This is a genomic window from Shewanella sp. N2AIL, from assembly GCF_022690845.1.
Classification (GTDB): Bacteria; Pseudomonadota; Gammaproteobacteria; order Enterobacterales; family Shewanellaceae; genus Shewanella; species Shewanella baltica.
In genome coordinates this window covers 26161-51399 of sequence record NZ_JALBYT010000004.1, presented here as the reverse complement: position 1 = coordinate 51399, position 25239 = coordinate 26161, and the positions used below count along the sequence as shown (strand labels likewise).

The window sequence follows — 25239 nt, the reverse complement described above, 5'->3', positions numbered from 1 at the left end:
GCACAGCTAAGTTAGATCGAGCTCAATCAAATTAATACTATGATCATCTGAGCCGCTAACAGCTGCGGCCTTGTGGATAGCGTTGACAGTCATCCTTGATCACCAACCAATTCAACTGACTCTCAGTATAAATATGGTACATAGGCTGAACTTGGTTAGCGTCGTCCAGACTCGCTATGCTCAAGGTCGAGTAATCGGGATATTGAATATGTCGGTAGGTTAACGATGTACCGCATTTATCACAAAATCCACGGCGAATAAGCTCGGACGATGCGAACTCAGTCACCAGACCTTTAAGCCAAATAACTTGTCCTGTCTTAAAATCCATCCAAGCCCCAAATGCAGAGCCCGTGCTTTTTTGGCACGAACGGCAGTGGCAATAATCCGCATCGAAGGGTTCACCTTCAATCTGATAACGAATAGCCCCGCACAAGCAGCCGCCTTCTCGTAATGTATTTTTAGGCATACACACTCCTATTTCCGACTACCCGCATGCTCCCTTGAGTAGCGCTTCATCTCGATAAAATAAACCGCTGCGATTTACCTTATCGAAATTAAGCCGCTACAAAAGAAAGTTAATTAAGCATCGATTTCTTGCTGTAACTTTTCCAGCTCATCCAAAATATGCAGAAATTTTTGGCCAAACTCAGTCACTTGATACTCGACACGCGGCGGCAGCTCGTTATAAATGACTTTATCTAAGATGCCAAATTCTATGTTCTTTTTTAAACATTGATTCAATACCTTAGTTGAAAGTCCCTCAACTGAGCGCACCATTTCCCCCGGTCTTTGTACCCCACTGGCCAACAGCTGATAAACCGTTAATGACCATTTACAGCCATAAATCGTCTCGACCATACGGGCGGAACGCTCAGGGGGCGATTTGCGTGAAATAATTTTTTCATTGTTATTCATAAAGATGTACCAAAAAGTACCTGCCTTACCTATTTGTACTTACTGTTCAAACAGTTATTGAGTTCTTAAGATTACCACCTTGATAATACTTAGGAGTAGAAAATGCAATTTAATACCTCAAATCTCGCCATTATTGTCGGTGGAAGCAGTGGCATAGGTTTCGAAACGGCCAAACAACTGGCCGAACAAGGCGTATCAGTACTCATCGTCGGTAATCAGCAAGATAAACTCACCGCAGCAGTTGCTGCGATCAAACATGCCCATCCAGCAGCCGAGTTACGCGTCGACGGTTTTCAAGCCAACCTTTACCAAGCTGCGGATGTTAATCGGCTGATTGCGCACATCACCCAGCTTAAGCAAAAGGTCGGCTACCTAGTCAATGCGGCGGGGTATTTTAATCCCAAATCCTTTATCGATCATTCAGAGGCTGATTACGATCTCTACATGGCGTTAAATAAAGCCCTATTCAAAATCACCCAAGCCGTAACCCACAAGATGATCGATGCGGGCGGTGGTAGTATAGTGAACATAGGATCTATGTGGGCAAAACAAGCGGTTAAAGCCACGCCTTCGTCAGCGTATTCCATGGCCAAAGCCGGATTACACGCATTAACCCAGCACTTAGCGATGGAACTGGCGGACAAGCATATTCGCGTCAATGCGGTTTCACCCGCCGTGGTGAATACGCCCATCTATAACGCTTTTATCCCAGAGGCAGAGCTAGACCAAGTGATTGAAAGCTTCAACGCGTTTCACCCTATTGGTCGAGTCGGCACGCCAGCCGATGTAGCGAACAGCATTTGTTTTCTTTTATCCGATGACACCAGCTGGGTTACCGGCGCGATTTGGGATGTTGATGGCGGCGTGATGGCTGGACGCAACTAATATTGCAGACACAGCGAGTATGCTAATACACAGCTAACATCGCAGAGCGCAGCTCGCACACTATTAGCGCAGTAAGACGCAACGAACACAGTACACAATCACTATTCTAAGTTAAGGTTAAATAAGGTCTAACACTATGCTCAATATGAACTTTAGCGAACGTGTCGTTATTGATACACAGCAGCAACCCTGGTTGCCAAGTCCTGCTCAAGGCGTTTGGCGCAAACCTCTCGAGCGGGAGGCTAAAGAATCAGGACACACTAGCAGCATAGTGAAATATGACGCGGGCTCGCAGTTTGCGACCCACCCGCATCCGCTGGGCGAGGAAATCTTTGTGCTGGAGGGGGTATTTTCCGATGAAAACGGCGATTACCCCGCGGGCAGTTATCTTCGCCATCCGCCAGGGAGCCAACACGCACCGTTTAGCCAAGAAGGCTGCGTGATATTAGTTAAACTCAATCAATTCAATCCGCGAGATCTCGATGTGGTCAAGATTAACACTCAGAAGACTGAGTGGTTACAAGGCATAGGCGGCTTAAAAGTGATGCCGCTACATGAATTCGAACATGAACATACCGCGTTAGTGAAATGGCCTAAGGGTGAAACCTTTCAACCCCATCGTCATTTTGGCGGCGAAGAAATATTGGTGTTATCGGGCAAGTTTCAAGATGAGCAAGGGGAATATCCGCGCCACACTTGGATACGCAGTCCGCACATGAGCGGCCATTTTCCTTTTGTCGAAGAGGAAACCATTATCTTAGTGAAAACAGGACATTTACCCATTAGCACGATTCAGCCCTAACCCACAGCGAGCATGGTCTTAAGCTACATACATTTCTGCAGCATAAATTACTTCTGCATAAGTTGCGGCAACATACGTTTCTGCAGCTGAGCTCTCTGCAAGTAATCTTCTGCATCAGAATCATCGGCTAAGGTAACATCACCCTTTGCCGTCGGTGAGCTTTTGCGCGAGTGCGGTGGCATTACGTGCTGTGATGCCATAAATCGACAGCTGCGGGTTAGCGCCAAGGCTGGTGGGGAAGATAGACCCATCCATTACAGACAGATTTTCTAAATAGTGCGACTGGCCATAACTGTTGACCATAGAAAGCTTTTCATCTTCGCCGAAGGGACAACCGCCCATCACATGGGCCGATGCGACAATAGTGCGCAGTGGCGCGAGTGACATCTGCGCAATGCTCTCTTTGGCGTCTTTCCACGAAGATAAGTAAGGCATACCATCGCTGATCGGCAACACTTTTAAGGCACCCGCCGAGAATTGTAGCTCCGCCATACTGGCAAAAGCGCGTCTCGCGGCTCGCCAAAAGGCATCGGTCAGCGGATAATCTAGGGTAAATCCCTTAGGGGTTAAGTGCACTTCACCGCCCTGACTGTCGGGATGATAACCATCGCGGATTAAGGCAATCGTCACTTGCAACTGATTGAACTGCGCCATTAACTCGGCATGACTCGCGCCATAACCTAAGGTTTTAGAGGCTATTAAAATCGGGTGCACTGGCGGCACTTCGAGTTTATAGCCGAGCTCACCATCGGCGTCATTCTTCCACACAAACTCATCGGAATAGATAGATTGCGGCGCGCCGCTATGGCCATTTATCGAATCGGCAAACACGCCGCCGGATAACAAAGTCGGATGTAAAAAAGTGCGTTTACCCAAAAGTTTGTGGGGATCGGGCACCTGCGAGCGCATCAAAATCGTCGGCGTATGGATAGCGCCCGCACTCAAAATATAATGTTTAGCCTTAAATAACAGCTCAACGTCAGTGGGTCGTAAATTCACATCTAGCGCCTGCGCCTTTAACGCAAACACTTGGCCATTATGGTGCTCAATCTTAGTCACTTTAGCGCGACTGATCAGCTGTGCGCCTTTCTCAAGTGCCGAGGGAATCGTGGTCACTAACATAGATTGCTTCGCATTGACCGGACAGCCCATGCCGCAATAGCCGGTATTCCAACAACCCGCCACATTGCGTTTAATGACTGTGTATTCCCAACCAAGATTGATACAACCTTGCTTCAGGGCGGCATTATTGCGATTAGGCTCATAATTCCATTCATGGATATTGAGCCGCTGCTCCATTTGCTCAAACCAAGGGTCTAAGCTCTCGCGATTAAGCCCAGCAACCGATTTATGTTGCGCCCAAAAAGCTAACGCTTCGGTCGGCGTGCGAATAGAAGTGGTCCAGTTAACTGTGGTTGAGCCACCGACTGCGCGGCCTTGAAAAATCCCAATCGCCTTGTCGGCGGTTTTCATCGCCGCAGCTTGTTGATACAAGTTGGGATAAGCGACCCGCTCTTCCATATTAAAATCGCTGGAGGATTTTAGCGGCCCCGCCTCAATCATGATCACGCTTAGCCCAGCTTGGGTGAGGATTTCGGCCGCCACACCGCCGCCAGCACCTGTGCCGACAATAATCACATCGGCTTCAAACTGTTGGTTTTCTTGCAATTGGCTCGCGTCGGTATGTAACCAACCTGAGTTTAAACCATTCACTATAGGATCTATGACTGCCAACTTGAGTACTCCACTGTCGCGGGTAAGATGCTTATTATTGGGCGTTTTATTCGGTTACAAACGAGCGAGCTATTTGAACAGTTCAGGTTTGGCATAATGCAGGCGGCTCCAGTGTTCAGGGCAAGCGTAGTAACTGGCCATCACTAATTCCCGCAACCCGAGATAAGCGGTTTGTAATAGCGCAAAATAACTGTGGCGCCAGGTTTCTAGCATTTCAGTTAACTCGGCGGGAGAGCGCATCAATAACGGTGTCATGCTTGAGGTCAGTACGAGTAAGCCGAGGCGATTTTCGAGCATATCGAGCAGTTCAAATAACTCGGTTTGCTGTTCATCGGGTAGCACAGAAATTGACTGTTTGATGGCATCTAAAGTGCGATTTTGCGCCGCAAGCTTATGGGTTGCCACATCCGGCAAGGCACCGTCGAGCATCACAGGTAAAAGCACGCTAAACAACAAGCGATAATCTTTGCCTTCGCTGTCCACGGGCAAACTAAACTCAGGAGAATAAAGATTGACCCCTAAGGCTAACGCCGCCGTACCGGCAAACGCGCCCATCAAAAAGGTTCGTCGCTTCATCTCTATCTCCTAAATATCAATCTAAATATCAATCTAAATGTCGGCCTAAATATCAGCATAAAAAACAATTGTGCTACACTGCCCACGAGTTTATATCCAAGCGACCTCAAAATAAGAATTTCAGCATTTTGAAGTCGCTTGGATATAAATTAAACACACGTTTTAATTTTCAGCAATAGCCGATACCAAGATAAACACCCATGCCAAATTCCTTTATGCCGCCTTGGTGGGCCAAGAGTCCCCATGTACAAACGATTTTACCCGTATTCACTAAAGTGGCCAAACCAGCATTACAGCGGCAGCGCTTAGAGTTGCCCGATGGCGATTTTGTCGATTTAGATTGGCAGGATTTTCCGCAGTCTGGCAAACCGATCGTGGTGATCATCCACGGCTTAGAAGGAAGTGCTCAGTCCCATTATGCGCGGCGGATACTGCAAGCCTGTAAAGAACAGCAACTTGCAGCCGTCGTGCATCATCACAGAAGTTGCTCGGGTGAAGCTAATCGCCTCGCTCGCAGTTATCACAGTGGCGACACGGACGATTTACAGTTTAGTCTATCGACACTGAAAAGCGCGTATCCTCAATCGCCCTTATTAGCCGTAGGTTACAGTTTAGGCGGCAATGTGCTGACTAAGTATCAGGGCGAATATCAGGATGACAGTTTATTAGCTCGCGCAGTGATTGTCTCGGCGCCGCTGCAATTGTCCGCCTGCGCAAAACGTTTAGAAAATGGTTTTTCGAAAGTATATCAAAGCTATTTAATCAAACAGTTGCAGCAAAAAATCAGCCATAAACTGAACGATCCCGACTTAGCTATCTCTATGCCGCTGAGCCAGTTGCAGGTCGACCGTTTAAATACCTTCTATGATTTTGACGATAAAGTCACAGCGCCATTGCACGGCTTTGACGGCGTCGACGATTACTATACGCGTGCCAGTGGTTTACCCTTTGTCAGCCGCATTACTAAACCGACGCTTATCATCCATGCCAAGGACGATCCCTTTATGACCGATGAAGTGATCCCCCAGCAAAACCAATTATCGGGTTATGTAGAATACGAACTGCATCCCTATGGCGGTCATGTTGGCTTTATCGAGGGCGGTACACCTTGGAAACCGCGCTTCTATCTTGAGCGACGGATTTTACACTTTTTACTCGGCGATCAAAATGTTGACCCACTTAGCGTAGACCCCATCAACGGCGACAATATTCCCCAAGGAAGCACCGATGCTCATTCCCTATGAAACCCTATTACAACTCCCGAAGGAAACGCTGGCCAATCTGATCCGCGAATATCTCTTCGGTCAAGTGGAGGATGGCAGCTTTGCCAGTCTCGATGAGCAGGAACTGGCGCAGGCGATAGTCCAATGTCAACAAGCACTTAAACAAGGTAAGCTGAAATTAGAGTACAGTGAGGACGATGAGTCCTTCGCGATACGCTCAGCGGATCAAATAGCACAGCAGCAAGATTGACCAGTCCTACCTCTGTACCGTATAAATAGTACTCGCGTTTTTATCGCTTCCCCATAAGCGGCTCTTTTGGTTCCTAGCTAGGTAGAAAAAATGTCAGCAAAACATCCCATTATTGCAGTTACAGGCTCATCAGGCGCGGGAACCACCACCACGACCACCGCCTTTAGCCATATTTTTCGCCAACTAGGGATCAACGCCGCCTTTGTCGAAGGCGACAGCTTTCATCATTTTACCCGCGCTGAAATGGAAGTGATGATCCGTAAATCCCAAGCTGAAAACCGTAACCTCAGTTATTTTGGTCCAGAGGCCAATAACTTTGCCCGCTTGGAACAATGCTTTCGCGATTACAGCGCCACAGGCCAAGGTGAAACCCGCAGCTATTTACACACCTTCGATGAGGCCGTGCCTTTTAACCAGATGCCCGGCACTTTTACCCAATGGCGACCCTTGCCAGAAAATACCGACATGCTCTACTACGAAGGCCTGCATGGCGGCGTGGTTACCGGTGACGCCAATGTCGCCCAGCATGTCGATCTGTTGATCGGTATGGTGCCCATAGTCAACTTAGAGTGGATCCAAAAAATTATCCGTGACACTTCGGAGCGCGGCCACAGCCGTGAAAAAGTCATGGGCTCGATTGTGCGCAGTATGGATGACTATATTAAGCACATGACGCCACAGTTCTCCCGCACTCACATTAACTTTCAGCGGGTGCCAACGGTCGATACCTCTAACCCCTTCAGCGCCAAAGATATTCCGAGCTTAGACGAGAGCTTTGTGGTGATCCGTTTTCGCGGCATCAATAATGTCGATTTCCCCTATTACCTCAATATGATCCAAGGTTCATTTATGTCACGGGTCAACACCTTAGTGGTTCCCGGCGGTAAAATGTCGCTAGCCATGGAGCTTATCCTCACACCTTTGATTAAAGATTTGATGGAAAAACGCCAGCAACTCAATACTCCAGAAGCGAACTAAACCCTAGCGGATTGGGGCGGGTTTGACTAAAGGCTAAGGAAATAAAGTCTTTTTTTGCAATAGATTAAGTTTGATTTAAGCCATTAGCGCTAATCTTATCGGCATCGGGATTTCAGGCGAAAGAACGATAGTTGACATACTCTTGGGAGTTAATTCCCCCATCTTGATCTGTTGATTTCCTTGAGTATGTCAGCAACCTTTAAGTCTTCAGCGTTACTTCCGCATCCATGCTTGATCCGTTGATTCCCTCGAGTATGTCAGCAACCTTATCTTAAACTCTAAGTCTTCAGAGTTAATTCCACATCCATACTTGATCTGTTGATTTCCTTGAGTATGTCAGCAACCTTTAAATCTTCAGCGTTAATTCCACATATATGCTTGATCTGTTGATTCCCTCGGGTATGTCAGCAACCTTTTTAATATCACTTTATATAAGTTAATTCCGCATTCATGCTTGATCTGTTGATTTCCTTTAGTATGTCAGCAACCTTTAAATCTTCAGCGTTAATTCCACATCCATGCTTGATCTGTTGATTCTCTTCGGTTCGCCAGCAACCTCTTAATAAACAGTTAACTCCATGCCAGTGCTTGAGTCAGTCTGCATTTTAAACTGGTTTTCTACGCACGAGATTCTTGTACATCACCATGCACTCTAAGGCTATGCCTCTGGGCGAGCAGTAGATGGATTCCTCTTCTAAACCTTCACCACCAAAACCACTGTGGCGATAAAAATCCACCGCATTCAAAGTCGATTCCAACCTCAACTGAGCAATGCCCTGATTAAAAGCCATGGTTTCAATAAATTGCAGTAGCACTTTACCGACCCCAAGCCCCATAGTATCGGGGGAGACAAACAGCGCTTCTAACTGGGCATAGGGTTCATCCAACATAACCATACCGACCACTCTCTTAAGCGGCGACGCATCACTGGATTGTTCTGCCACATAAAAATGCGCATCGACAATACGACTAAATTGCTCGGTCAGTTCGCCTTCGGTCCAAATAATCAGATCGCCCGCATCATAAAATCCGGCGCAGCCTTTATTGATGGCAGCATTGCGGATATCCCAGCAGGCCTGAGCATCTGCTTTCGTTGCTTTTCGTATAGTTATCATCATGTTTCCCGATTAAAAACGCTCAGCCATAACATGCCATGAAGCCGCTGAAACGCCAAGTAAACTATCGGCCTAGTATTTCACCCAATAAAAAACCGCCCGTAGGCGGTGTTAATCCAGTCAGCAGAACCTTAATGGATCTGCGCTAACCTATCTGACTTAAGTCTTAGCGTTAAGTGTAGAGCTAGGTTTAGCCTTTGATCAATTCACTAATGGTCAATACTCCGTGGGTCGTTGCACCCGCGCCCCACATGGCAGAAGCTGAATCTTCAAAGGCGCCCGCTAAATCAACGTGCAACCATTTAGCTTCTGGTGAAACAAAGCGCCATAGGAAACCTGCCGCATTAGAAGCACCACCGGCACCGCCACCTTTCATTGCGCGGCTGTTGGCTGTGTCAGCATAGGCTGATGGACACATTTCTTTGTGCCAAGGATCCAGCGGCAGCGGCCATACGCGCTCGGCAACACTCGTGGCTTTTTGCTGGGCCAGTTGCAACACATCTGTCTGTGGCGAGAAAATCGCGTTGTAGTTAGAACCCACCGCCATCACAGCGGCGCCTGTAAGGGTCGCTGCATCGATAATAAAAGGAGCGCCTGTCGCAGAAGCGGCTTGCAGACCATCGGCCAACACTAGGCGCCCTTCCGCATCTGTGTTCACCACTTCAACTGTTACACCATTTTTGTAGGTCAAAATATCACCTAACTTATAGGCACGGCCGCTGATCAAGTTTTCAGCACAACATAAGAAGAGTTTAACCCGTTTGTTTAGGCCAGATTTAATTGCTAAACCGAGCGCTGCAGTCACAGTCGCCGCGCCGCCCATGTCGCATTTCATGCCTAACATGCCTTCAGAGGCTTTGATGCTGTAACCGCCAGAATCAAAGGTAATCCCTTTCCCCACAAGCGCCACAGACACGGGTGCATCGGCGGCTAATGGGTTGAAGTCTAACTCTAACATTGCTGGTGGACGCTCACTGCCGCGACCGACAGCATGGATACCAATCCACTGTTCTTCGAGCAGCGCTTCGCCTTCGATAATCCGATAGCTCACTTTGTCGCCACCGATTTCAGCCAACCATTTCGCCGCTTGTTGGGCAAGCTTCACCGGCGATAGGTTTTCAGGCGTATCGTTGATCAGTTGACGGGCAAAGGTTGCCACATCGAGTCGACGTTGCAATTCAGCTTGTACAGCTTCATCACCACACCAATGGATTTGATAACCTGGTTTTGCCGTCGCGAAACCTTGGGCAAACACCCACTGGCTATTGAGATCCCAAAGCTGCCCGGCTAATACCACACAGCTAATGCCTTGACTGCGCAGTTTACGGGCCGCCATTTGAATTTGACGCAGCTCATCACCACCCGCTAAATGAATTTGCGCACCGTCGGCGGTATAAGTCACATCGGCTTTGCCCCAGTGGGCGGCCGGCGCTTCTTTGGTTAATTGCACTTTCATTAATTCAGTTACTTTTAGTTCACTCATTAGGGATCCTTATTTTTCGATTCGTTTTAGAACAATCAATCAGAACAAACTTTATGGCGGCAGTTTACTGCTAGCAGGCGATGACGCAAAGCGATTGGCTGAAGTTACTCAGGTAAAATCTGTAAACATTTGCGAAATTTGCTAGGCTTTGCGGCCTAGAACAGCCGATATAGGTCTACCGATGGAATTTACTCCGCCACTACAACAGGGCATTTTACTGCGCCGCTATAAACGTTTTCTGGCCGATGTGCAGTTAAGCGACGGCAGTGAGATCACTCTGCATTGCCCCAATACGGGTTCTATGCGTAATTGCCTGTATCCCGGTGAAACAGTATGGTTTTCTACCTCTGATAACCCTAAACGTAAGTATGCCCATACATGGGAACTGATGACCACGCCAGATACTGGCCTAATCGGTATCCACTCGGGTCAAGCGAACACCTTAGCCGAAGAAGCCATCAATAAAGGTATCATCAAGGAGCTCACAGGTTATGACAGCCTAAGCCGTGAAGTTAAATATGGTGATGAAAATAGCCGCATCGACATCCTGCTACAGGGTGCTCAAAAACCCGCCTGTTATATAGAAGTCAAAAGTTGTACTTTGCTCGAGGATGGCCAAGGTTATTTTCCTGATGCTGTAAGCCTACGAGGTCAAAAACATTTACGTGAGTTGATGCACATGGTCAGCCAAGGCCACAGAGCCGTATTGCTGTTTGTGGTGCAGCACAGTGACATATTCAGTGTTGCCCCCGCAGCACATATCGACCCTGAATATGCTAAGTTACTGAAAAAAGCAGTGTTAGCTGGAGTTGAAGTCCTTGCCTATCGCTGCGAAATGTCCCCGACTGAGATTCACCTAGCCCAAGCCTGTGCTGTCCGAGTATGATGTTAAGGCTGAGTTAAATTTGATTTCATTTGAATTAGCGAACATAGTCAAAAAATTCAATCAAAGCAGAATGAAAAGTTTGCCTCGATGTGAAGATTCTGCTATAGATAGCGGCCGTTCTTAAGGACGCCCTACAAACGCAAATGATTACAGGAGATGCGTTATGCCTGAAGGCACCAAAAAACTTGGCGTACTCGCTATCGCAGGTGTAAATCCTTACCAGGAAAAACCGGGTGAGGAGTATATGAACGCTAAGCAACTGGGTCACTTCAAGACAATTCTTGAAGCTTGGCGCAATCAGTTGCGTGAAGAGGTCGACCGTACTCTTAGCCACATGCAGGACGAAGCCGCAAACTTTCCCGATCCTGTTGACCGTGCAGCACAAGAAGAAGAGTTTAGCCTCGAACTTCGTGCTCGCGATAGAGAACGTAAGCTGATCAAAAAAATCGAAAAAACACTGCAAAAAATTGAAGAAGACGATTTCGGCTTCTGTGATTCTTGCGGTATCGAAATCGGCATCCGCCGTCTCGAAGCGCGTCCAACAGCCGATCAATGTATCGACTGTAAAACGCTTGCAGAGATCAAAGAGAAACAAATGGCTGGTTAATCAAGCATACTGGGCGGGGATTTCCCCGCCTATTTGTTTCTAACAACACCTTGACTCTTAGAGTTGAAGCCAAGCTCACTCCAATTTACCCCGATTCGCTTTTATCCTTGTATCCCTCTAAAATACGCCCACTTTGACTGACACTAACTGCTAACTCAGTAATATGGCGACTTTATCTTCTCCAACTTCAACTCATCGCCCCTATGTCGGACGTTTTGCGCCTTCGCCTTCGGGTGCCTTGCACTTTGGCTCGCTTATCGCCGCCCTTGGCAGTTATCTGCGTGCGCGTTCGCAACAGGGTAAATGGTTAATTCGCATTGAAGACATCGATCCTCCACGGGAAGTCAAAGGCGCCGCCGATGATATCTTGCGCACCTTAGAAGCCTATGGATTTGAGTGGGATGATGTGCCTTTGTATCAGAGCCAGCGCACTGCGGCCTATCAAGCACAAATTGATTCACTACTCGCCCAAGATAAAGCCTATTTCTGCCAATGTAGTCGCAAGCAAATTCAAGCCATGGGCGGTGTCTACGATGGCCGCTGTCACCGCTTGCCACAAACCCAAGCTGCAAATGTGGTTAAGTCTGGGGCGGTGCGGATAGTTAATACCGCGCAAGTGCAACAATTTGACGATAACCTCATGGGGCATATTTGCGTCGATAGCCATTTTGCCGCCGAGGATTTTATTATCAAACGCAGCGATGGCCTGTACGCCTATCAACTGGCCGTAGTGCTCGACGATGCCTATCAAGGCATCACAGAAGTGGTTCGAGGTTGTGACTTAATCGAAGCCAGTTGTCGCCAACTGAGTTTGTATCAAAACTTTGGCTTGGCTGCACCGCAATGGTTGCACTTGCCGCTTGCCTGTTTGAGCAAGGGATTTAAACTCTCTAAACAAAATCATGCGCAAGCGATTGATACACTTAATCCACAGTCGAGCCTCAATGCGGCGCTGGCATTTTTAGGCCAACAACCTGTTGAGACCCAAGGTTCTGTGGCACAAATGCTCGCTCAAGCCGTAAATCAGTTTCAATTATCCACTATACCGCAACAATCTGAGATACTGATCGAGCCCTGATATACTCATTAGGCTGCATTTGGTATATGATAGCCGCCAGATTTTTAATCAAATAACAGATCATATTTCGAGGTGTCCCATTTTTCGCCGTATCAGCCAATTCTGCAAACAGCTATTTGAAGACGCGCCTAAAACGACCGCTCCGACTCAAGCTCAGATTGAACCAACAACACCTGAACAAAGTTCCGGTGCGTTAAGCTTAGAGTTAGTGCCGAGAGATGCCCATACCATCTCGCGCAAACAAATCAGCGAAAATGCCCTTAAGGTATTATACAGACTGAATAAATCAGGTTTTAAAGCCTATTTAGTCGGCGGCGGTGTACGCGATTTACTCTTAGGGATTGAACCGAAAGATTTCGACGTCGTGACCAATGCGACGCCGGAAGAAATCAAAAAACTATTCCGCAACTGCCGAGTCGTCGGTCGTCGTTTCCGTCTGGCCCATATCGTTTTCGGCCGCGATGTTATCGAAGTGGCGACCTTTCGTGGTCACCATGGCGAAAGCAATGAGAAAGTCTCTAAAGCTAATGCCGAAGGGCGTTTGCTACGTGATAACGTCTATGGCGAAATCGACGAAGATGCTGAGCGCCGCGACTTTACCGTGAATGCCCTCTATTACGATATCAGCGATTACTCGATCCGTAGCTACGGCGGCGGCATGACAGATCTTAAAGCTGGCACACTAAGATTAATTGGCGATCCAGAAACCCGTTACCGTGAAGATCCGGTACGTATGTTAAGGGCGGTGCGTTTCGCCACTAAACTCAACATGGGTATCGAAACAGTTACAGCAGCGCCGATTAAACAATTAGCGCCACTGCTAAAAGATATTCCCGCAGCGCGTATGTACGAAGAAGTGCTGAAACTCTTCTTTGCAGGCAAAGCCTTAGCCAACTTCGAACTGATGCAAGAATACAAGCTATTCGCGCCGCTATTTCCGCAAGTGGCCGCTCTGCTAAAAGATGATCCTAAAGGCACGACCATGAAAATGGTGCAAGCCATCATGAAGAGCACAGATCAAAGAGTTAACGAAGATAAGCCAGTGACGCCTTCATTCTTCTATGCTGCGCTTCTCTGGTATCCACTGCGTCAACGCGCCGAAGATATTGCCGTTGAAAGTGGCCTGACGTTATACGATGCCTTCTTTGCCGCTATGGGCGATGTGATGGAGCAGCAATGCCAAACCATAAGCATTCCACGCCGTTTTAGTACGCCAGCAAAAGACATTTGGCAGTTGCAGTTACGCTTTGACCGTAGCCAAGGCACTCGCGCCTTTAAACTGATGGAACATCCTAAGTTTAGAGCCGCATACGATTTGCTATTGCTCAGGGGCGAAGTCGAAGCAGGTAATGTCGCTAAGAGTGCCGCTTGGTGGCAACAGTTTGTTGAAGCCGATGAAACGGAACGCTTAGCCATTGCGCGTAGCGGCAGTAAATCGCCCAATCGTAACCGTAATGCCACTCAACGTCGTCGCCGTCCTCGCGCACCGAATGCCGATGGTTCAGCCACAACGAGCGCCCCTAAAACAAGTGGCACGCCAAAAGCGAAAACGGCTGAATAATGCCTCGCGTCTACGTCGCATTAGGCGCAAATCTTGAAGATCCCAAGGCTCAATTGGACAATGCCGTCACGGCATTGTCCGCATTAGCCTTAGGCAATAGTCTACTGGTTTCCCCCTATTACTATTCGACGCCCATGGGCGATGTGGTGCAACCCGATTATGTTAATGCGGTGGCCAGTTTCGACACTGAACTCATGCCATTAGCCTTACTCGATGCATTGCAGCATATCGAAAACACCCAAGGACGAGTGCGCCTTGAACGTTGGGGGCCCAGAACCTTAGATCTCGATTTACTCTTGTATGGCAATGAGAAAATTGACATTCCCAGACTCAAAGTGCCCCACTACGGCATGAAAGAGCGCAGCTTTGTGCTCGTACCTTTAGCCGCAATCGCACCGAATCTTATTCTGCCGTGCAACACTGCAATCGGCAGTCTTATCGATACAAAAATGTTGGCCGAGTTACAACAACTGGGCATTGATCATTGAAGTCCGTCCCCAGTTAGCTTATAACACCACTTCTATTTGGTTTGAAGATCATCCATATGTCTAAAATTACTAGCTCAACCCTGTTGAAATACAAACAGGAAGGTAGAAAATTCACGGCACTGACAGCCTATGATGCCAGTTTTGCCAGCGCGTTCGATAGCGAAGGTGTAGATGTGCTGCTCGTCGGCGATTCTCTAGGAATGGTTCTCCAAGGCCATGACGATACCCTGCCCGTCTCTACGGCGGATATCGCTTACCATACTCGCTGTGTCCGTCGCGGTATCGAACGTGCCCTGCTGATCGCCGATATGCCCTTTATGAGTTACGCCACACCAGAACAAGCTATGGTTAATGCCACTGAGTTAATGCAGGCTGGCGCGAACATGGTAAAAGTCGAAGGTGGCCACTGGTTACTCGAAACGGTCACTAAGCTAACCGAACGCGGTATTCCCGTGTGTGCTCACTTAGGGCTAACGCCTCAGTCAGTCCATGTGTTTGGTGGTTTTAAAGTGCAAGGCCGCGACGCCGAAAATGCCCAGCGCATCCTTGACGAAGCAAAAGCGTTAGAAGCAGCTGGTGCTCAACTCTTGGTTGTGGAATGCATTCCAGCGCCACTCGCAGCGGCGATCACTCAAGCCTTAACGATTCCGGTTATTGGGATTGGCGCGGGCGCATCGACCGATGGCCAAATTTTGGTTATGCATGATGTGTTAGGTATTTCAAGTGGTTATATTCCACGTTTCTCGAAAAACTACCTGAAGCAAACCGGTGAAATTCGTTCTGCCGTGCGTGCTTATATCGACGAAGTTGCCCAAGGAACATTCCCTGGCGACGAACACACTTTTAATTAATAACCGATTTATGCAAGGTAAGGCTCAATGATCACTAGCGCCCATATTGATGATATTCGCACCCAAGTGCGTGCATGGCGTGCCAAGGGCGAAACCGTCGCCTTTGTGCCCACCATGGGCAATCTCCATCAGGGACACATTACTTTAGTCAAAGAAGCCGCGAGCAAGTGTGACCATGTGGTGGTCTCAATTTTCGTTAATCCAATGCAATTTGGTCAGAACGAAGATTTAGATGCTTACCCACGCACGCTGGCTGCCGACAGCGAAGCCCTCACGGCTGCTGGCGCTGAGCTATTATTCACCCCGACGCCAGCCGTGATGTATCCCAAGGGTCTAGAGCAGCAAACCTATGTCGAAGTCCCAGGGATTTCCGACGTGCTTTGTGGTGCGAGCCGTCCGGGACATTTTCGTGGTGTTGCGACTATCGTTTGTAAACTGTTTAACATAATACAGCCCGATGTGGCCCTATTCGGTAATAAAGACTATCAACAGCTGTTAGTGATCAAAACTATGGTTGAAGACTTGTCATTACCGATTGAAATTATCGGTATTGATACCATACGTGAAGACTCAGGCTTAGCCATGAGTTCGCGCAATGGTTACCTCACTACCGCAGAAAAAGCCGCAGCGCCTGCACTAAAACAAGCCATAGATGCCATGGCCACTGGGATCAAGCAAGGTGAAAGTTTTGAACAAGTGACCGAGCTAGCAAAAGCCAAGTTAATCGCGGCCGGTTTTACGCCGGATTATCTCGAAATTCGCCACGCTCACACGCTAGAACAGGCCCAACATCAGGATCAAGCCTTAGTGATTTTAGCCGCCGCCTATATAGGTAAAGCACGGCTTATCGATAACTTAAGGTTCGATCGCTAATACTTAGCGTCAATCAATAAAGGGAGCTCTCGCTCCCTTTTTTATGCTTTGAATCTGCCGCGCACCATTAAATTTATCGTTTAGAATCAACCTTAGCGCCAAAAAATTGAATCGTCAAAAAACTGGTTTTATCCCTAAACTTACGCCATAGTATGATGCAGATGTTAGCGATAAGTAAAATCTTGGCCACTACAATAAACACAGTAAATTTGCCCCTTTACTGATATATAGCTAATACTTTAATACCTTAGGTTTAATGGCCCCAAAAACCAACGTCCCATGGGACGAGGCATAACTCACTGATTGAATAGACTTAATGGCGCAAGCATTAAGCTGACTATTTATCGATTGTAATCAAAGAACTAAATCATAATCGCTATGCAAGTGTACAAAGGATTTGTGGCCTAATGGTAAGACTGATACTCACCCTAATCTGTGTTATTTTGCCAAGTGCAGTACAGGCAAATACCATTTATAAATGCCGTAAAGATGACAAAATTGTCTTTAGCCAAACCGCTTGCCCGCAGGAATTTAGCCAACATAAAATCGAATATCAGTTGGGGATCACCACAGAAGTCGACTCAGATAAAAGGGACATTCCAGTCGATCCCCTGCAAGCGCTACTGAATCGCCAAACCATTTCTAAAGAAAAATTGCTGCAATTACTCGATGGCGAAATCTATCGACTTAAACAGGAGAACAGCTATTTTGAAATTCTGCGCGCCAGTGAATTACAAAAATTAGAGCGTAAACGTTATTGGCAAAATAAAGAAAAAAGCGATCCTGAATACATCAACGAAATGGACGATATCAATACTCGCTTCAATGCGCTGACTGTGAACAATAACAGCGCAATGCAGCAACTGAAGGATAGAAAAAGCCAGATCAGTGCAGAGGTCTCCCCTGAAGAATCAAAGGAGCCAGAGAAACACTGATCTCATATAAAAGGTTAATGCTCAGCTTGTCACTCATTCACCAAGGAATTCGACCACTATGGTTGAATTTTTTAACTCATTAAACCGCTCATGGACTCTTCATCACTCTTTAAGGACTGCTGTAGATAAAATCTCCTAGTTCGCCTTTGAACGCGCTGTAATACCGCTAAATAGCCCTTAAATTGAGTCAATCCAACAGCACTATTCCCACCATATTTCCTATAATTTTTTTCCCCGAAAAATATCACGTGACAGTCGATGCATTGCTTAATTTTGTTGCACCCTTGTTTAAAAATGATGAGATTGCTTAGCAACGAATACGACTTAACTACTAGGCCAACTAGACTACCCTACCTAAACAAACACCATCTAGAAAACAGATAAAAACATATTAATCAATTAAATAGCAATACATTCATCATTTATCCGCTTTGAATCTTTTGCGTAATAAATACCCTTTTGGCCAATTGCGACATGTTAACGGGACTCGTATCTTCAGGGCTGAATTTGGAGTGTCTGTTGTTTTAGGCAGTCCAAGATATTTGATACAAGGAGTCACCCGTGCCAAATACCTCTATACGCTTTTTGGTACCGCTGCTCCTGCTCTGTAGTTGTATGACCTCAGCACAAGAGCTGAATGTCAATGAGTTACCTATAACCCTGCAGGCATTACTGGAACGTTCCGGTCGCGATAACCTTATCGAACTGGTGCAACAAGGCAATGCTAACCAAGGATTACTGTTCCAATCAGGCAACGATAACAAGGCCGATGTAACACAAGTCGGCAATGATAACGATGCGCTAATCACGCAGATTGGTTCAAACAATAAAGTGCAACTACTGCAAGTGGGCAGTCAAAATACGGCTTCAGTGACACAAATTGGCAATAACAATCTCGTGCAACTGAACCAGCTAGGAAGCGGCAATTTTTCGATTCAACAGATTGCAGACGGTGCTGCAATCTCAATAACTCAATATTAAACAGGGAGCGTCACATGAAATCACAAGCTAAAAAATCACTTATTGCTTTGGCCATTGCAACAGGTTTAAGCGGTCAAGCCTTTGCTGCCAGTACAGTGAGCGAAATTAGCGTAGTACAGTCAGGCCAAGCCCAAGACACCTTAGTCTCACAAACGGGTGGCCTTAACGCTGCAGCAGTTGTGCAAACAGGTAACGATCAAACCGCAACCGTTATCCAAGACGGTGTGTGGCATGAAGCCGCAATTAATTCGACGGGTGCAGAAAACAAAGTCCAGATAACACAACAAGCTGATTGGCATGTGGCAAGTGCAAATGTTATCGGTGACAACAACAATGTCAATGTGTCGCAAGACGGTTTCTTTAACCAAAGCAGCAATGATGTTACTGGCAACAATAACACTGCAATCGTGAGTCAATTAGGCGAAGTCAACGAAAGCCAAGTTGAAATCACTGGCGTTGAAAACAGCGTATTTGTTGAGCAAGAAGGCGATGCTAACTTTGCAGTATTCCGCGTTGAAGGCAACAACAACGACGGGAAAATAACCCAAGTGGGTGACAACAACCAAGCGGGTCTAATCGCCCTTGATTTAACCGCTAACGTGGGTAACAACAACGACATTTCTGTTAATCAAGCGGGTAACAATAACTTTGGCGCGGCTAAAGGTATTGCAGGCGACAACAACACAGTAGACATGGTCCAAAAAGGTGATAACCATGTTGGCTTCGTTTACGCTCTTGCTGGCAGCGACAACGATATTTCAATGGATCAAAAAGGTAACGGCAACACAGCTTATCTTGCTATGACTACGGGTGATGACAACACTGTCGATATTACCCAAAATGGCAGCGGCAACACTATCGGCGATACTTTAGTGGCCGATATCCAAGGTGATGATAACGATATTACTATCACTCAAAAAGGCGATGTAAACGGTGCAGAATTCCAAGTATGGGGCGATAGCAACGACGTTGACTTGAAACAAAAAGGCGATGCTAACTTCGCAACCTTTGGTGCATACGGCACAGATAACGACTTCGATTTATCTTCTAAAGGCAATAACAACGAAATCGTTGCCTTTGCTGATGGTCAAGATAACAGTATTGAAGTTAGCCAAGAAGGTGATACTAACTTTGCCTATGTAGATGCAGTAGGTAGCGATAACGAAGTGGATGTTGAGCAAGATGGTGCTCAAAACGAAGCCGTCATTTCCATTGTTGGCAACAATAATGCTGATGTCACTGCACTGCAAAATGGCGACCTTAACCTTATCGATTTGATTATCGAAGGTGATGAAAACACTGCACAAATTGCTCAAACAGGTAACGGTAACTGGATTGGTGGTGACGCTAGTAGTTCATTTGAAGTAAGCGGTGATAATAACAGCCTGTTGATCACTCAAACAGGTAACGATAACTTAGTACTAGGTTCTCAAGCTGGCAATAACAACAGCATCAGCGTTAATCAATCAGGCAATATGAACGTTGCTACTGTAGTGCAATACTAGTCAATCCTGTTAAAACCACCACAGCTACACTCTTTGGTGGTTTATCAAAAGGGTGTTGAACAAAAAGCGGGAATGTTTAAATAAACATTCCCGCTTTTCTATTCTGACTAACCAGCAATTATTAACATTAACCACTCAAAGCGAAAAGCTAACGATCAATATCTTTAACTACCTAGCTGCACAGCTCAAAGTGAGTCTGATAGGTTTGTGCCCAACGCAACAACTCAACACGATTACGGGACTGGGTTTTACGGAAGATAGAGGAAATATGAGCCTTCACCGTATGTTCGCTGATGCACAATCTGTGGGCGATTTCTTTATTCCTCGCGCCACTCGACACAAATTGAATAATAGTGCGCTCACGGGAAGTCAGCATCTGTAGCATAGCCACTGTATCGGAGAGCATCTCATTATTGCCATCGAGCTTTTGTACAACACGACGGAACACTTTACTCAGTAATGTTCTGTCGTACCACAACTCCTCTGCCACCATTTTACGCAAACCTGTTAACATCAAATCCATACGTTGATCGGCAAATAAAATGCCTCGAATGCCAAGTAACATAGCTGACTCTTGATCTAAAGAGTCTCGCTCAACTTGGTACAGCGCCACGGGGAAATGTGATACTAAGCGCGAAGCCAGTAAAGGGATCCCCTTGTTATCGAGTGCAGCGCCTTTTTGGGTGATCAGATAAAAACTTCGACGACTCTTATCTAAATCTAATTCCGCCGCATGCTTAACGATACGAGTTTTCAAGCCTATGGATTCAGCGAGTAACGCTAAATGACATGGTGCCGCCATTTGATGTAAAAAAACTAATTCATTAATTGTGCTCAATGACTCTCCTCCCTGAAAAGTATTTTCTATTAGCAAAATGGTATGTTTGACCAGCCTCTTTAGTTAGATTTTTAAACATTCCATTAACCTAGTTGATTCTGACTAGTTAAAGACTGAAAAACATCACCCAAATGTACTATTCCCTTTTAAATCCTAGTAAGTTCGACTAACTGACGGAATATAATTGGAATAACAGCATAAAACTCCATTAGGTTTAACCGACTCACGAAATCTAGTACTTTCAAACTATGAAGACACCCATCGAAAGTTGCAACACAAAAATAACATGCAGGCAATAAGAAAGTGTGACAGCTAAATACCATCACACTCATGTTAGAAGCTTTATGGAAGAATGAACTTATGACTCAAGCTGAAACAATCAGCAACTCACGGCCACTAGCGTCTGAGTTTAAGTGCTGCTATTTGCTTATCTTGAAAACGAGACAATAAAACGAGTGCGACAATTGCGCCAATTAATGCCATTAACATATCTGATTGAGTGTCCCACACATAGCCTTGGGTTCCCAAAAAGGCTTCAGCGCCTTCACCTGTTGCCACTGCAACCCACCATTCAATGAGTTCATAAAACGCCGAAAACGCGAGCACAAAACATGTGACCAAAAACGCACACCAAGCACCGGGTTTGGCCGCTTGATTACGCAGCATAATTTCACGCGCTAACATGGCAGGGATAAAACCTTGCGCAAAGTGACCTAACTTGTCGTAATTATTACGTTCTGAACCCATCCAATGGGCAATCGTGTCGAATAATGGCACTTCAGCATAGGTGTAATGCGCGCCGACAAACAGCACACAGCAATGGGCTAACACTAAAACATACACCAGCGGCGTTAATGGGAAGCGTTTGCGGGTAAAAAATAGCAGTGGCACAGCCACTAATGCGGGAGCCGCTTCGAGCCACCAAGTGAAAGGATCTGCGGGATTTATCGCCGACCAAACGAGCACTAAGAGGTAAATAGCACACCACGCGATTTTGTTATTCAATGTTTCTTCCTCTTATGCGATATTGTTCTTAATTTAGAATATTAACTTTAGCCATCTAGCCCTCCACACTGAGTAAAAAAAGTGCTATTTTGGTGGGTGAAGGTTGTCAGCATATCATAAGAAACATTTCTATTAATTAGAGGGTACCCATATCATGGCGAAACATTCGCTGGACAAGGATAAGATCAAGATCCTGCTGTTGGAAGGCGTCCACCAATCTGCGGTCGATGTACTTGAGCGTGCGGGATACACCAACATCGAATACCACAAAGCCTCATTAGGCGATGAAGCATTAATTGAATCCATCAAAGATGCACATTTCGTGGGACTTCGTTCACGTACCCAATTAACTGCCGAAGTGCTGAAACGCGCCGAGAAGTTGATCGCGGTCGGTTGCTTCTGTATCGGAACCAACCAAGTTGATCTTGCCACCGCCGAATCCCTGGGTATCCCAGTATTTAACGCGCCATTCTCCAACACTCGCAGTGTTGCCGAACTCGTGATTGGCGAAATCATTATGCTGATGCGCGGTATCCCTGAGCGTAACGCCATCGCCCACCGTGGTGGCTGGATGAAAACCGCCGCTGGCAGCTACGAAGTGCGCGGAAAAACCTTAGGCGTAATCGGTTACGGTCATATCGGTACTCAGCTTGGCATTCTGGCTGAGACGCTGGGCATGCGCGTGGTGTTCTTCGATATCGAAGACAAACTGCCGTTAGGCAATGCACAGCAAATTCATTCAATGGAACAATTGCTGGCGCAAGCTGACGTAGTGAGCTTACACGTACCAGAAACCCCACAAACCAAAGACATGATAGGCGCAGCTGAATTTGCGGCGATGAAAAAGGGCAGCATCTTTATCAACGCCTCACGCGGTACTGTGGTTGATATCGAGGCCTTAACGGTCGCCTTGAAAGAGCGTCACCTCGCTGGCGCGGCGATTGATGTGTTCCCGGTTGAGCCACAATCGAATGACGATGAATTTATCAGTCCACTTCGAGGTCTTGATAACGTATTACTGACACCGCATGTGGGTGGGAGTACTGCTGAAGCCCAAGAAAACATTGGTATCGAAGTCGCGGGCAAGCTCGCTAAATACTCAGACAACGGCTCGACCGTATCTGCAGTTAACTTCCCTGAAGTATCGCTACCTATGCATAAAGGCACCTCACGCTTGCTGCATATTCACCAAAACCGTCCAGGCGTGCTGATCAAGATCAACCAAGCCTTCTCGGAAAAAGGCATCAACATTGCCGCGCAATATCTGCAAACTACCGCTGAGATTGGTTATGTGGTCATGGAAGTCGACACTCACCAAGCCGAAGAAGCCTTAGTTGAGTTAAAGGCAATTGAAGGCACACTGCGTACCCGCGTGCTGTTTTAAGAGTTAAGCCGAATCGCATTAAGCGTTTCGGCTAAAGTACAAAGACTAAGGCGCACATATCATTCACAGATATGTGCGCCTTATGCTTTTGAGCCAACAGGAATTCCGTTACAATCTAGCCTCTCACATCGCCTTCATTTTCAGGATCTCGCTATGACTATTTCAGTTTCTACGCCCCATTGGGATCTGGACGCTTCTTTGCCTCCACTCATGCTTGCCAACTTATCTCATATGGGCCTTATTAAAGTGGTTGGAGAACAAGGCCGCAGTTTCATCCATGGCCAAGTGACCACTGACATCAGCTCATTAGCCGATAACCAATGGCGCTGGGGTGCACATTGCGATCCAAAAGGTAAAATGCTGGCCAGTTTCAGGACCTTTGCCATCCAAGATGCGCTCTTTATGCTGATGCCAAAGGATGCCATCGAAGTCGATTTACCCCAGTTACAAAAATATGCCGTGTTTAGCAATGCCACCTTAAGCAATGCATCCGCTGAATGGACTTTGCTCGGGGTCGCCGGTGAACAAGCAAGCAAGTTCGTGAGCGAACATTTTGGCGACATTCATCAAGAATTCACGCCAATTGAACATGGCGCGATTTTAAAAGACGCTGACCGTTTCATTTTAATGTTAACCCCAGAAGCTGCTGCAGCTTTAGTGGCCAAATCAAAGCTGAGCGTATTTGATGCCAGTGCTTGGCAAGCGTTAGAAATTATCGCGGGTTATCCCAACCTTGCCGCCAGCCATGCCAGCCAATACGTACCGCAGATGTGCAATCTACAAGCGGTTAACGGTATCAGCTTCAACAAGGGCTGTTACATGGGACAAGAAACCATAGCGCGGATGAAATATCGTGGCGGCAATAAACGCGCCCTGTATATTCTGCATGGTCATACTAATCTGCAAATCAGCCTAGAGTCTGGCCTTGAAATCGCGATGGAAGATGGCTTTCGCCGTGGCGGCCATATTATTGAGTTTGTACAGCGCGGTAACCAAGTGTTGTTAACCGCAGTGCTCGCCAACGATACCAGCAACGATACTAAACTGCGTTTTGCCGACGATGAGCAATCAAGCTTAACGATTCAAGCCCTGCCCTACTTATTAGACGAAGCATAAGGCTTTGATTTAATAACACGGTATAGAGATTGAAACAGAATAAAGGCGCCAATGGCGCCTTTAGCTTATCTTATACTCAAGCCCTCAAGCACTTGAGCATTCGAGCATTCGAGCATTCGAGCATTCGAGCATCAGCTTTCTAAATAAGTATCTCGAATGGCGATCGCCTCAGGCAGGATTTCTTTAAACATTTCCACCAGCTTAGGATCAAAATGTTTTCCTGCTTGATTGTCGAATAACTCCATCGTCGCTTCAATAATCCAAGCCTGTTTATAGGGTCTTTGCGAAGTCAAGGCATCGAATACATCGGCAATCGCGGTGATCCGCCCTTCAAGGGGAATATCCTCTCCCACTAAGCCATTAGGGTAGCCTGAACCATCCCACTTCTCATGGTGAGTTAAGGCGATGCGACGGGCCATCTGCAATAACGGATCGCTGTGTTCACCGATAATTTCGGCGCCGATAGCGGCATGTTGCTGCATGATGCGCCACTCCTCGGCATCAAGCTTACCCGGCTTTTTCAGCACAGCATCGGGGGTGCCGATTTTACCGATATCGTGCATCGGCGCCGCAGTAAAAATTAAGTCGCAGAAAGTGCTAGGTAAACCAAGCTTTATCGCCAATATTCGGGCGTAGTGGCTCATGCGTACCACATGTAAACCTGTCTCGTTGTCCTTATATTCGGCGGCGCGGCCGAGGCGGCGGATGATTTCAAAGCGGGTTTCTTCTAACTCGTGGGTACGGATTTTAACTTGTTGTTCGAGTAGGCGTTTTTGATCATAGAGTGCAAGATGGGTTTTCACTCGCGCCTTAACCACAGGCGCACTCACGGGCTTAGTGATGTAATCCACTGCACCCAAGGCAAAACCTTGGGCTTCGTCGGAGGATTCAGATAGAGCAGTCACAAAAATGATTGGAATATGGCTAGTGAGTGGATCTTGCTTTAGCAGCTTGCAGACCTCATAGCCATTCATTCCCGGCATCATCACATCAAGCAGAATTAAGTCGGGCCGCGACTTTGCCACTAAGGCTAACGCCCTTGGCCCGTCGATCGCCACTTTGACTTTATAGTCATCACCCAAAATACCGATCAAAATATCGATATTCTCCGGTGTGTCATCGACGACTAATATTGTTGCCTTTTCCATTAACAACTCCACTTCATGCGTT

General features: G+C 46.8%; 26 protein-coding genes. 17 read left to right on the top strand and 9 right to left on the bottom strand.

Annotated elements, in window-relative coordinates; genetic code table 11:
• Positions 1-55: 55 nt before the first annotated feature.
• Positions 56-466 (bottom strand): GFA family protein, encoded by a 411-nt coding sequence (locus MO387_RS04190; protein ID WP_107946606.1) that lies wholly within the window; start codon positions 464-466, stop codon positions 56-58.
• Positions 467-579: 113 nt separating this feature from the next.
• Entirely contained in the window at positions 580-915 is a 336-nt protein-coding gene (locus MO387_RS04185) for a helix-turn-helix domain-containing protein (RefSeq protein WP_006082956.1), read from the bottom strand.
• A gap of 102 nt (positions 916-1017) precedes the next feature.
• On the opposite strand from MO387_RS04185, the gene MO387_RS04180 reads away from it, so the two are divergent.
• The gene (locus MO387_RS04180) at positions 1018-1800 is read left to right on the top strand and encodes an SDR family oxidoreductase (RefSeq protein ID WP_107946605.1); all 783 of its coding nucleotides are present in this window, start codon (positions 1018-1020) and stop codon (positions 1798-1800) included.
• Between the two features lie 136 nt (positions 1801-1936).
• Positions 1937-2602: a cupin domain-containing protein gene (locus MO387_RS04175; protein WP_107946604.1), complete on the top strand. Its 666-nt coding sequence runs from the start codon at positions 1937-1939 to the stop codon at positions 2600-2602.
• Between the two features lie 138 nt (positions 2603-2740).
• On the opposite strand, the gene MO387_RS04170 is transcribed toward MO387_RS04175, so the two are convergent.
• Positions 2741-4336, bottom strand: a complete 1596-nt coding sequence (locus tag MO387_RS04170) for a GMC family oxidoreductase (protein ID WP_107946603.1) — start codon at positions 4334-4336, stop codon at positions 2741-2743.
• A gap of 69 nt (positions 4337-4405) precedes the next feature.
• Positions 4406-4912: a TAT leader-containing periplasmic protein gene (locus MO387_RS04165; protein ID WP_107946602.1), complete on the bottom strand. Its 507-nt coding sequence runs from the start codon at positions 4910-4912 to the stop codon at positions 4406-4408.
• 200 nt (positions 4913-5112) lie between these two features.
• Between MO387_RS04165 and MO387_RS04160 the strand changes: the two genes are divergently transcribed.
• The 3 genes from MO387_RS04160 (at position 5113) to MO387_RS04150 (ending at position 7363) form a co-directional block, all read left to right on the top strand.
• A complete protein-coding gene (locus tag MO387_RS04160) occupies positions 5113-6156 on the top strand; it encodes a hydrolase (protein WP_107946601.1) in 1044 nt (347 codons plus the stop codon).
• Entirely contained in the window at positions 6140-6385 is a 246-nt protein-coding gene (locus MO387_RS04155; protein ID WP_006085983.1) for a YheU family protein, read from the top strand. Before MO387_RS04160 ends, MO387_RS04155 begins: the two co-directional genes overlap by 17 nt.
• 90 nt (positions 6386-6475) lie before the next feature.
• Positions 6476-7363 (top strand): phosphoribulokinase, encoded by an 888-nt coding sequence (locus MO387_RS04150; RefSeq protein ID WP_006082963.1) that lies wholly within the window; start codon positions 6476-6478, stop codon positions 7361-7363.
• Positions 7364-7968: 605 nt separating this feature from the next.
• Here MO387_RS04150 and MO387_RS04145 read toward each other — a convergent pair.
• Entirely contained in the window at positions 7969-8478 is a 510-nt protein-coding gene (locus MO387_RS04145) for a GNAT family N-acetyltransferase (RefSeq protein WP_199908810.1), read from the bottom strand.
• 190 nt (positions 8479-8668) lie between these two features.
• A complete protein-coding gene (pepB, locus tag MO387_RS04140) occupies positions 8669-9961 on the bottom strand; it encodes an aminopeptidase PepB (RefSeq protein WP_107946599.1) in 1293 nt (430 codons plus the stop codon).
• Between the two features lie 181 nt (positions 9962-10142).
• On the opposite strand from pepB, the gene sfsA reads away from it, so the two are divergent.
• From sfsA to MO387_RS04090, 10 genes are all read left to right on the top strand, one after another.
• Positions 10143-10847 (top strand): DNA/RNA nuclease SfsA, encoded by a 705-nt coding sequence (gene sfsA / locus MO387_RS04135; RefSeq protein WP_107946598.1) that lies wholly within the window; start codon positions 10143-10145, stop codon positions 10845-10847.
• Positions 10848-11010: 163 nt separating this feature from the next.
• A complete protein-coding gene (dksA, locus tag MO387_RS04130; RefSeq protein ID WP_006082967.1) occupies positions 11011-11454 on the top strand; it encodes an RNA polymerase-binding protein DksA in 444 nt (147 codons plus the stop codon).
• Positions 11455-11617: 163 nt separating this feature from the next.
• Positions 11618-12532 (top strand): tRNA glutamyl-Q(34) synthetase GluQRS, encoded by a 915-nt coding sequence (gene gluQRS / locus MO387_RS04125; RefSeq protein WP_107946597.1) that lies wholly within the window; start codon positions 11618-11620, stop codon positions 12530-12532.
• Positions 12533-12551: 19 nt separating this feature from the next.
• Positions 12552-14093 (top strand): polynucleotide adenylyltransferase PcnB, encoded by a 1542-nt coding sequence (locus MO387_RS04120; RefSeq protein ID WP_199908782.1) that lies wholly within the window; start codon positions 12552-12554, stop codon positions 14091-14093.
• Positions 14093-14581 (top strand): 2-amino-4-hydroxy-6-hydroxymethyldihydropteridine diphosphokinase, encoded by a 489-nt coding sequence (gene folK, locus MO387_RS04115; RefSeq protein ID WP_107946596.1) that lies wholly within the window; start codon positions 14093-14095, stop codon positions 14579-14581. Before MO387_RS04120 ends, folK begins: the two co-directional genes overlap by 1 nt.
• Before the next feature lie 56 nt (positions 14582-14637).
• Positions 14638-15432, top strand: coding sequence for a 3-methyl-2-oxobutanoate hydroxymethyltransferase (gene panB / locus MO387_RS04110; RefSeq protein ID WP_107946595.1), 795 nt, complete (start codon positions 14638-14640; stop codon positions 15430-15432).
• 27 nt (positions 15433-15459) lie between these two features.
• Positions 15460-16305, top strand: a complete 846-nt coding sequence (gene panC, locus MO387_RS04105) for a pantoate--beta-alanine ligase (RefSeq protein WP_107946594.1) — start codon at positions 15460-15462, stop codon at positions 16303-16305.
• A gap of 407 nt (positions 16306-16712) precedes the next feature.
• The gene (locus MO387_RS04100; RefSeq protein WP_107946593.1) at positions 16713-17240 is read left to right on the top strand and encodes a hypothetical protein; all 528 of its coding nucleotides are present in this window, start codon (positions 16713-16715) and stop codon (positions 17238-17240) included.
• Positions 17241-17801: 561 nt separating this feature from the next.
• Positions 17802-18221, top strand: a complete 420-nt coding sequence (locus MO387_RS04095; RefSeq protein WP_107946592.1) for a curlin — start codon at positions 17802-17804, stop codon at positions 18219-18221.
• Between the two features lie 14 nt (positions 18222-18235).
• A complete protein-coding gene (locus tag MO387_RS04090; RefSeq protein ID WP_107946591.1) occupies positions 18236-19726 on the top strand; it encodes a curlin in 1491 nt (496 codons plus the stop codon).
• 172 nt (positions 19727-19898) lie between these two features.
• Here MO387_RS04090 and MO387_RS04085 read toward each other — a convergent pair whose 3' ends face one another.
• Entirely contained in the window at positions 19899-20564 is a 666-nt protein-coding gene (locus tag MO387_RS04085; RefSeq protein WP_107946590.1) for a LuxR C-terminal-related transcriptional regulator, read from the bottom strand.
• 396 nt (positions 20565-20960) lie between these two features.
• Positions 20961-21569, bottom strand: coding sequence for a DUF2238 domain-containing protein (locus tag MO387_RS04080; RefSeq protein ID WP_107946589.1), 609 nt, complete (start codon positions 21567-21569; stop codon positions 20961-20963).
• A 154-nt stretch (positions 21570-21723) separates the two neighbouring features.
• Here MO387_RS04080 and serA point away from each other — a divergent pair, with 154 nt between their 5' ends.
• Complete coding sequence (gene serA / locus MO387_RS04075; protein WP_006082978.1) at positions 21724-22953, top strand: phosphoglycerate dehydrogenase; 1230 nt, start codon at positions 21724-21726, stop codon at positions 22951-22953.
• Between the two features lie 153 nt (positions 22954-23106).
• Positions 23107-24069 carry a tRNA-modifying protein YgfZ gene (ygfZ, locus tag MO387_RS04070; protein WP_107946588.1) on the top strand — a complete coding sequence of 321 codons (963 nt, stop codon included), beginning with the start codon at positions 23107-23109 and terminating at the stop codon, positions 24067-24069.
• 131 nt (positions 24070-24200) lie between these two features.
• On the opposite strand, the gene MO387_RS04065 is transcribed toward ygfZ, so the two are convergent.
• Positions 24201-25217, bottom strand: coding sequence for a two-component system response regulator (locus MO387_RS04065; protein WP_107946587.1), 1017 nt, complete (start codon positions 25215-25217; stop codon positions 24201-24203).
• Positions 25218-25239 lie beyond the last annotated feature (22 nt).